Source organism: Rudanella paleaurantiibacter (assembly GCF_009184635.1).
Classification (GTDB): Bacteria; Bacteroidota; Bacteroidia; order Cytophagales; family Spirosomataceae; genus Rudanella; species Rudanella paleaurantiibacter.
The window spans coordinates 139,713-149,332 of record NZ_WELI01000014.1 but is presented as its reverse complement, the minus strand read 5'-3'; the positions used below and the strand labels follow the sequence as shown (position 1 = coordinate 149,332).

Annotated in this window: 5 protein-coding genes and 1 pseudogene; 1 reads left to right on the top strand and 5 read right to left on the bottom strand. The window is 57.0% G+C overall.

Going from position 1 to position 9,620, the window contains the following annotated elements:
• The first annotated feature begins 140 nt into the window (after nt 1–140).
• Complete coding sequence (locus tag F5984_RS24105) at nt 141–725, top strand: recombinase family protein (RefSeq protein ID WP_152126782.1); 585 nt, start codon at nt 141–143, stop codon at nt 723–725.
• Here F5984_RS24105 and F5984_RS27060 read toward each other — a convergent pair.
• The 5 genes and pseudogenes from F5984_RS27060 to F5984_RS24070 all read right to left on the bottom strand — a co-directional run bounded on the left by F5984_RS27060 (nt 715) and on the right by F5984_RS24070 (nt 9,602).
• A pseudogene (locus F5984_RS27060) lies at nt 715–1,862 on the bottom strand (IS630 family transposase). The gene F5984_RS24105 and the pseudogene F5984_RS27060 overlap by 11 nt on opposite strands.
• Nucleotides 1,863–1,980: 118 nt before the next feature.
• Nucleotides 1,981–2,526, bottom strand: a complete 546-nt coding sequence (locus F5984_RS24085) for a hypothetical protein (protein ID WP_152126779.1) — start codon at nt 2,524–2,526, stop codon at nt 1,981–1,983.
• A gap of 2 nt (nt 2,527–2,528) precedes the next feature.
• On the bottom strand, nt 2,529–4,292 hold the full coding sequence (locus F5984_RS24080; protein WP_152126778.1) for an alpha-L-rhamnosidase-related protein: 1,764 nt from the start codon (nt 4,290–4,292) through the stop codon (nt 2,529–2,531).
• A gap of 4 nt (nt 4,293–4,296) precedes the next feature.
• Complete coding sequence (locus tag F5984_RS24075) at nt 4,297–7,620, bottom strand: glycosyl hydrolase (RefSeq protein WP_152126777.1); 3,324 nt, start codon at nt 7,618–7,620, stop codon at nt 4,297–4,299.
• Nucleotides 7,621–7,832: 212 nt separating this feature from the next.
• Nucleotides 7,833–9,602, bottom strand: a complete 1,770-nt coding sequence (locus F5984_RS24070; RefSeq protein ID WP_152126776.1) for a RagB/SusD family nutrient uptake outer membrane protein — start codon at nt 9,600–9,602, stop codon at nt 7,833–7,835.
• Nucleotides 9,603–9,620 lie beyond the last annotated feature (18 nt).

The following is a 9,620-nucleotide window of genomic DNA, read 5'->3' as shown; positions in this document are numbered from 1 at the left end:
AACTGGTCCAGCTGGGTCTGTGGATCCTGCCCTTTATCCAGAGTAGATACTCTGGCATATAGTGCTACCCGTTTGGCCCGATTGTTCTGTTTTTTCATTTAATTGCTTATCAAAAAGGAACTCCTTTTTGATAAGTCAAGATGACCAGGAAATCGTCTGATCAGCCCAAACGGGTAGCCCTATACGCCCGCGTATCTACCCTCGACAAAGGACAGGACCCAGAAACGCAGCTCCGGCCGTTACGGGAGTATGCCGACCGGCGTGGTTTCGCTATCGCGGCTGAGTACGTCGATACAGCTTCGGGTACAACGGAAGAGCGGACGCAGTATCGGGCCATGATTGGGGCCGCCCGCAAACGACAGATCGATGTGGTGCTGGTCTGGCGGTATGACCGCTTCGCCCGTTCGACGCAGGCACTGGTCAATGCCCTGAAAGAGTTCCAGAGTTTGGGGGTTGACTTCATATCGTATCAGGAGAATATCGATACGACCACGCCGACGGGCGAGTTGATCTTCCATGTGATGGCCTCGCTGGCCCAGTTCGAGAGTTCGCTCATCAGTCAGCGGGTACGAGCGGGTATGGCACGTGCCAAAGCGCAGGGCAAACCCATTGCTCGTCCCCCGTTGGCCGAATCGAAACAGATCGAGATCGCCGTGTTGCATGGTCAAGGCGTATCAATGAATCAAATCAGTAAGCAGCTAGTGGTCTGTAACCTTAGTCGGTAGAATCAATGATTGTACTATTCTCAGGGTTGATCTTTGTATAATGCCGCTTCAGTCTCTTCCGTGCCTGTGGCGTGTCAAACAGCCAGTTGATTTTTACCGCTTGTCGATTACGCTCTTCTACCCAAGCCAGTACCTCTTTTTCCAACGTGGCTATATCCCCAATGCGTCGATCCAAACATTGTTTGGATAAAGCGGCAAACTCGATTTCGGCCATGTTCAACCAAGACCCGTGTTTAGGTGTATAATGCCAGACAAATTGATGGGCTAACTCATGGGCCGTTACTGCATCAAAACGTTCATAAAAACTACCGGCTTGGTGGGTGTTTAGATTATCCTGCAACACATGCAGTTGATTGACATTGGGATAACGCTCGGTTAATACGGTGTGCATAAATTCAGCGTAATCCCGTTTGGTCCGGCGTTGGCGCACCTGCACATAGCGCTGACCCGTGTCCAAATCATAGGCCAACAGCACCACCGCCGTGCCGTTTCTAACGTATTCATTGTCTTGCTTGGCTGCTTTCCCCGGTTGAACCGGCAACGGGGCCAATACGTCGGCCAACAATTGACAGGGGCGTTCATCAAAACATAAACGGGGGCGCTGAGAGTCTGTCGGCTGAGCGTAGAAGTCCAGCACCGCTTCCATCTTGGCCAAATATTGACTGTCTACTTTGGCGATACACCACTGCTGCTTGAGCCAAGGCTTAAGGGCGTTTTTTTAAGTTGCTCACCCACGGCCTGGTGGGAAATCGACTCCACCAGGCGTAGCTCTACCAAGCGGTCAGCCAGCAACCGGAGTGTCCATCGACTCCGACCTTGTGGGGCTTCACTACAGGCTAGGGCGGTCAGGTGAGCCTGAGCGGCTTTGTCAAATTTACTGGGCTGACCGGGGCGGGGTTTTTCACTCAGCGCTACGTTCAAGCCTTCGGCCAGATAGCGGTTGCGAATGTTGTAGACCATGGCTGGGCTGACGCCAACGAGTTGAGCCACGGCTGCGGGCGTCTTGCCTTCTTGAAGAGCCAGCAAGACTTGAGCCCGTCTGAGGCTGCGCACCGACTGTTTGCCTTTAGTGAGCATCTGCTGGAGTTGAGCCAACTCATCAGCGGGTAACGAAAATGAACGAGCAGGACGAGCCATGATAGAGAAAAGAAAATAGTACTTTTCCATAAACATAACTCTACCGACTAAGGTTACAGAACACTAGGAGTCGCCTATGGGACTGTTTACAATTATGTACAGAAAATCAGGCTTAAAACTAAGGCCTTAGTTGCTTAGCGTGTAGAAATGCCCCGTTGGAAGAAGAACCCCACTGATAAATGGCAGCGTTGGTAATGTCCAAGATCAGGACATCGACCCCGGCATCCGACAACATCTGCGCGTGTTTACGAATAATCCGCTCATCATCAGGCAGATAATAGCCAAAATAAGGCTCGCCCCAGTGGTGAAAGGCGTGGATGGGACCGTAGTTCGGGTTGTCGGGGTTGGCCGCCAGCAGTTTGCTGATGTCGTAGGGGCTAATCGTGTCTGAAGCGGCTTTGGGCATCACGCGCTCATCGGGCAAGGCACCGCTGTGTTTGTCGTAACCGTGTGCCCCATGCCAGACGAAGTAAAAAATTCCGACGAACTTGTCTTTCCGAATGGCCCCGCCCTGCGTGTTTGTCGCCACGGCCCGGCCCATCGCGTCGGTTGCTACCCACGTATCGGCTTTTGAAGAGGAAACGAGTTGTTTGGTTTGGGCAAGGGCTGTGAAGCTCAGGAGAAGTTGGAGCAGCAAAATGAGTTGAGTAAATCGGGTCTTCATGGCTACCGAATAATTCGGACTTCTTTTGGCCCCGTGATGTGCGACTGCACCGTACCGTCGGGTCGTTTGGTGTGCTTCACCCGCACCACCCCAAACGGCGTGGGGAAGGTCCCCTCGACAAAGGTCAGGTCTTCGAGGTGGGGCGTAACCCGGATGGCCCGGCAACCCGGCTCCACCACGCTGATGCCCAGCACGTGTTCGGTCAGCCAGGGGGTTGGCCCCGATGCCCAGCCGTGCGAGAGGCTGTGCCGGAATCCGATGTAGCAATACGCCCCGCAATCGCCGTGAATGTCTTTTTTGCCCGCCGGAACCAGTTCGTCGATGCGGGCCGCGTTGGTGGTCCAGTCGAGGTTGAAGTCCTCCCAGAACGTGGTAGCCCCCAGCTTGAGCATCCCGCCCCAGAACTCCCGAATATTGGCCAATGCGCCCTTGTAGTCGCCCGCTTTGGCTTTGGCCTGAAGCATGTAATAGCCGTAAAACGTGGAGAAATTTTTGGCACCACCCACGCCCAGTACCTCGCGGTTGGCCTGTTGCGGGGGCATCAGGCCCGCCAACGCCAGCAAAGCCGCGCCCTGTTTGGAGTCGTTGGGCGGGGGGACGTTGGTTTTCAGCCGGGCCACGGCAGCCTCGCACTGGGCTGCCGTGGCTGGTTCGTTGAGGATGCGGCAGAGGTCGGCCCCGGCCCGCAGCGACAGCACCATCATGGCTTGCAAACCCGCATGAATACCCGGTTTGTTTTCGCTGGATGGCCAGTCTAAGAACCGGGTTCCGTCGAGGATTTCGCTGTTTTTATCGTCAATTTTTTTGGCCAACAGGGCCAACAGTGGCAACAGGTAGGCTTTTTGCTGGTCGAGATAGTCGAGGTTGCCATACTGTTGATACCAGTCGCGCTGAATCAGAATCCACCACATCGAGTAGGTGCTGATGCCATTCATCCAGCCGGGCAGGGGCGTGATGTCCCGCGACAGATCAAGGCTTTTCGGAACGACTTCGTTGTAGCCAAATACGGCGTTGATGGTGGCCACTTCGGGGTGCATGTCGCCTACCCAAACGAGCCGGTCGCGCTTGATGCCGTCCCAGAGGTAGTCCTGCATATTCAGGTGAACGGTGTAGGCCCCCGTTGCCCAAATCTGGTTCAGCAACTCGTCGTTGCACCGGAACGACCCCAAATACGGAATGTCGCGGTAGGTGAACATAGACCGCGCTTCTTTCAGCAGCAGTTCGGTATCGCCATCGACCAAATCAATTCGGACGAATCGGAAGCCCGTGTTGCCGATTTCGAGCTTGCCGAGCCAGGGCACCTGCACCACGAGGTCGCGGATGGCGTGGTCGTTGGTGGCGTTCTGTTTGGGTTCGATGTCGGCCATTGCCTCGCTCACCGACTCGCCAAACCGAATCCGCACCGTAATCGGTTTGCTCACCTTCCATTGCCCCGTCACGATCTGAAGTCCGCCGTGCAGTTCCCGCCCGAAATCGAGCAGAATGCCGGGTTTTGTCTGCCCCGTGCTTTTGAACGAACACATGTTTCTGCCCGACAAATCGGCCTGCCCGTTGCCGGGTTTCAGCAATTGTTCAGCGTTGGTAATCGGCCCGGTTTGCCACACGATTTTCACCGGTGCCAAATACTGCCGAACCATCGGGTCGGGTTGGGACAGGCGGCTTCCCTCGGCCCCGAAAATAGGCGGGAGTTTGGCCGACGGGGTCGTTTGCGCCAGGGCGTTCAGGCTAAGGAACAGGGCAATAGCGCGGAAAAAGAGTTGCTTCATGGTGCTAATTTTTGGTAGAACCAGAACCCGTTGGGCGTGTCGCTTCTACTGTTTTTGACCCCGAAAAGTTAACCGCCTGCACCGTAACCGGCCCCATCAATCCCGACGTAACTAACTTGCTGTCAGGCTTGTAAATGTTTACGTTCGACCACGTTTTGCGTTCGCTGACGGGCAACTTACTATCCCCGATTAACCGGTTTACCCACGTATTGACCACCTCAATGTCCAGCGTGTTCGGGCCGGTTTTCAGGGCGGGCGTAATGTCCACCTGCCAGGGGGCCGTCCAGGCGGTGCCTACGTCGGTGCCGTTCAGTTTCACCCGCGCCATCACGCTCACCGCGCCGAGATTGAGATAAACCCGCTCGCCTTTCGTGGGTTTCTCTGCGGTGAAGGTGCTGTGATACAGGGCGGTTCCTGCGTAATGCCGGATGCTGTCGTTGGCGTGTTTCGACCAGTCGGTTAGGGTCGCGAACGCCACTGGTTTGGCGGGGCCGCGTTTGCCCGCATCGAACGTCACCGTCCAGGGGCCATTGACCTGCGTCAGCACCGTAGGAGCCGGGAAATTACCCGTCCCGGCAACCGCCGAAGGCTGACTGATGAGGTTTCGGAACACGACAAAACAGCTTTGAAACGGCTCTAATTTGAGCGGGACTGTCGTGCTGCCGCCCGTTGCCGTAAATGCGGGCAACGACCGGATCGCCCCCGTCACCGGGTCCCAGCATTCGGGTTGTTTGCCGCTGATGCGAAACGCGGGCGACAGGCTGATCGGTTGGTCGGTTTGGTTCGTCAGGAAATACAGGTCGCCGTCGGGGGTGGTGCGGTGCGCGTAGAGTACGGTCGGTGTTGCGGTTGGCTGCGGGGCCAGTTTTACGTCGGGCAACACGCTCAACTGGTTCAGGGCCGTTTGCATATCCATGCCCATCAACACCATCCCTTTGCCAAATTTGGCCGATTTCAGAGTTTTTCCATCCACCTTGCCCCATAGTTCGGTGGCCAATTTCCGCACCTCCGCGTCTGCCGCCGGGTAGTTCTGTAAGCTCGGTGAGCGTTTGGGCGCGGGGCCGAGAACCGCTGCCCCCTGCGCCACCAGATCACGAATTTTTCGTAGCAGTTCGGGCCGCATGGTCTCCAACTGCGGCAACACCAGCAGCCGGTACGACATCCCATCGGGCAGCACCAACCGCCCATCCCGAACCGCCGTGCGGGTGTTTAGCACTTCGGCGTTGATGTAGTCGTAGGAGTAGCCCTGTGGCAGTTCGGGGTTGCGGATGCCGGTCATTTTGGGCGCGTCTTCGCCAATAAAATACACTACGTCGTTTACGGGTTTGCCTTGTTGCAGCATGAACATACAGCGACGCAGATAATCAACAAACGCCTTCGACTGCCCAAACCAGGTGTTGTTGCGGTTGAATTCGGTGCCGAAACCCGCATTCACGCCCGGCACCTTGTCGGCGTAGGGTTGGGTGATGAACACGTGCAGCAGAGTGTTGTTGATGCCTTCGGTGAACGACCAGTCGCCCCGTTTCTTTAGCAGGGCCGGGTAGCGTTGATAGCCCAGCCCCGCCGACGTAAACGACTCGGCAGCAACCTTCGTTTTGCCGTAGATGTGCGCTGCCGACGAAGCCGCCCGGCACTCGATGCTGCCCAATTCGCCCTCGTTCCAGAACTCCCCGCCCACCTCGTCGGACTGCCCGCCGTATTGCAGAAACTCGCCGGGGAAACCCCAATGCCCGTAGTTTTCGAGCCAGAGTTTCAAGCCGTTTCGGTTGCTCACCTCGCGCAAACCACCCACGTACTGATAGGCCACGCGGTCGGCCACCAACCGGCGCACATCCCACAGAAACCGGTCCGATTGCGTCGCGCTGCCCACAATCCGGCCCGTCAGTACGGGGAGCCAGGGGGTAGGGTCGTAGCCGTAGCGTTTTTTGAAATCAGCCGCCATGCCGTCGGTCCAGTTTTGCGAACCCGTCTCGTAGCTGTCGGCCACCACCCATTTCAGGGCCGTGCGGTCGGCGTTGGGAATGCGGTTCAGGATGGCCCCGATAAAGTCGTTGAAGTGGGCATCTACGGCGGCCCGGCTCATCTTGTCCACCTCCGGCCCGCGACCTTCGGGCGTAGCCGGGGCATTGATCACGCCGGTGGGAACCATGCTAAAGCGCACCACCACCCAGTTGCCCGCCGGAACCTGCCAGGTCAGGGTCCCATCTGCCGAGAGTGATTTCGAGAGGTTAATGACCTTCGCCGGATCAATGGTGAAGGCCCGACTGTCGGGTTCCGACTGCGTTTGCCACTGGTATTCGTTCCAGAGCGGCAGGGGGGTCTGAAACATCTTGGCCAACTGCTTTTCCACGTAGCGGTCGAGCCGGGGAGCCGCCGAAAGCTGGATGTCGGCCAACCCACCTTTTTTACTCATCCCCGTCAGAACCAGCCGAAACTTGTCTCCTTTGGTCGCCGGCAATGAGACCGCCACCGGGCCGTAGGGCATAAACCCCACGTTCAGTTCGGGATTGCTGCGGTTTAGTTCAACCGTTTTGATGGTTCGGTAGGCCCCGCCCTCGCTTACCTGCAACTGGCAGTCGGCCCGGAACCGCTTTTTGGCGGGCATCAGCACTAAGCTCCGGGCCGTGATTGGTTTGGCTAAACTGATGTCAATCGTCAGCGATGAATTATCGGGGAACGTTGCTTCGGTTTCGGGTTTCCCATCGACTAAGTTGGCCGCGTCCGTCACGCCCGCAGCCGTGACCGTCGGCTGGTAGCTCATCAGATCGTCGGCATCGTTTTCGGGGGCCGGGAACGCCAGCAGGCTCACATCCTGAAAATCAGCCACGACGGTCGGCAGTTTCTGCGCGTACCGCATTGGCCCTTTCACACGCACCTCCGAGGTGGTCAGATACCGCATCGTTTGGGTCGGTTTAATCCACGGCCCACCCGACTGACTCCAGCCCGGACTGTTGAACAACCCAATGTCCACCCCCACCCGCGAACCGGTTTTAATCGCCTGTTTGGTCACGTCCCACCACTCGTCGGAGAAGAGTTTGACGGTTCCGTAGGGCGTTTCGTTTTTGTCCAACCCGATGTTGCCAATAAACGCCCGCCCAATCCCGATTTCGGCCATCGCTTCGAGGTCGCGGGTAACGCCCTCCTTTGAGATGTTGTCACTCAGCCAATACCAATACACGCTCGGCTTCACCGAATCGGGGGGCGTTTGAAACCCTTTTTCAAGGGCATCGAAGGCAGAAGTCGGCGGTTTCTGGGTCAGGCTGATCGTGGCGATGGACAGGAGACCGATACCAAACAGGGCTATGCGTTTCAGGGTGAGGTGTTTCATGGTTGAAGGAAGAGTGGTTTTATCGGGAAAGTTGATACCGCTTAATCTTGTTCGACCTCACCCCCGACCCCTCTCCTTGCGAAGGAGAGGGGAGTCTTACCAGTCTATTAGTTACTGTTTGTTCAAATTGCTTCAAATGACTATAACAGGTGTAAGCTGGACGTTCACGTCTCCCCTCTCCTTACGAAGGAGAGGGGTCGGGGGTGAGGTTGCTACCACCCCGGATTCTGGTTTTTACTGAAATCGGGAACCGTCGAAACCTCGCCAATGGGGATGGGGAAGATCAAAAATTTATCCTGCCACGCGCTCCGCCGACGGGCCACAAACCGGGCGTAGCTGAACGTACCATCGGTCTTTTTGGTGATTTCCATCCCCGTCACCAATTTATCGGTTTGCGACAGGATTTTCCACCGGCGCACGTCCCAGAACCGGTGTTCCTCGATTGCCAGTTCTACCCGGCGTTCGCGCCGAATCCGCTCCCGCATCTGCTCTTTGGTCAGGCCGTTGGGCAGGTTGGGCATTTTGGCCCGCGTTCGAATCGTGTTGATGGCCGAATAAACGTCGGCGGTGGGGCCGGAGGCTTCGTTTTCGGCCTCGGCGTAGTTCAGGTAAATTTCGGCCAGCCGGTATTTCTTCCACCGCGAATTGGCCGTAGTTCCCGATGCCAGTTTAGGGTCGATAAACTTGCGGAGGTAGTAGCCCGTTTGCGTGTTCTGACGGTTGGGGGGGACTCGTTTCAGCCCCGACGACCCGCCCACAAACGTTTCCATCGTGTAGGGTACGCCGTTGATGGTTCCGTAAGCCGCCCCGTTGTGCCACACCGTCGCGTAGAATCGGGGGTCGCGGCCCTTGTATGGGTCGGTTTCGCTGTAGCCCGACGTGGCGTTGATGATCGGCTTCAAGTGGTCTTCGTCGCTGTAGCCCGTGATGGCCGGTTCGCCGGTAGCCTGCATATCGTAGCCATCCACCAACTCCTGCGTAGGGCACGAACCCGCTTTGAAAACCCCCGTTTTGGCGGCAAAGCTGTTGATAATCGTAAATGTCCCATCGGTGTTGTCGGGCCGCTCGAAAATGGTTTCGCGGTCGGCGGGGGCGGCTGAAATGTCGGTCTGATTCAGGAAATAGTTGCCGTAATCAGCCGCCAGTGCGTATTGCCCCCCGGCGGTGAGCGCGGTCAGGGCCTGTTTGCTTGCGTCGGCGGCAGCTTTCCACTTGGCCGCGTCGCCCGACGAATTCCAGAGTGGGCTGGCATTATAGAGCAGAGCCTGCGATTTGATGGCGTGGGCAATGGCCTTCGTGAACCGGCCCCGTTCGGCGTTTTCCGTGATCCGCAGGGGCAGGTCCGGGCTGGCAAGAGCCTCGTCGCAGTTTTTCACGATGAAATTGATGTTGTCCTGAAACGTAGGCCGGGTCAGGGTCGTGAAGTCGGTCGAGATGGTAAACGGCTTCTCCACAATGGGCATGGGGCCGAACTGCTTCACAAGTTCCAAATAATAGAACGCCCGCAGCAGTTTGGCCTCTGCCGTAAACCGGCTCCGGTTCACGGGGTTCGAGATGGTGGCAGTCGGCACATTTTCCAGGAACAGATTAGCCTTACGAATGCCCGCCCAGAACCGACCGTAGTGATTCACGCCCGCGTTGGTCAGCACCCCCGCTCCCTGCCCACCCTGTTCGAGCGGGTTGTAACTGGGTGTAAGCGAGCCGGTGGCCCAGTTCGCAGCGATGTTGCTGCCCTCGTTGCCATCGTCGGAATCCTGGCATTCGTCAGTCGTACCGGCAAGAAACGAGAAGAACTGATACCGGTAAAAATAGAGTGGAATTTCTTCGTACGCACTGTTCAGATAGGCTTCTGTCAGGCGTTCATCCTTAAAAACGCCATCCAGCGTCAATCGGCCATCGGGGGTAATGTCGAGCGGGTCTTTGCGGCAACCGGCCACCACGCTTAAAACCCCAACTGTGAGTAAAACAATGTATTTTTTCATTGGTAAAATGCGAAAGAG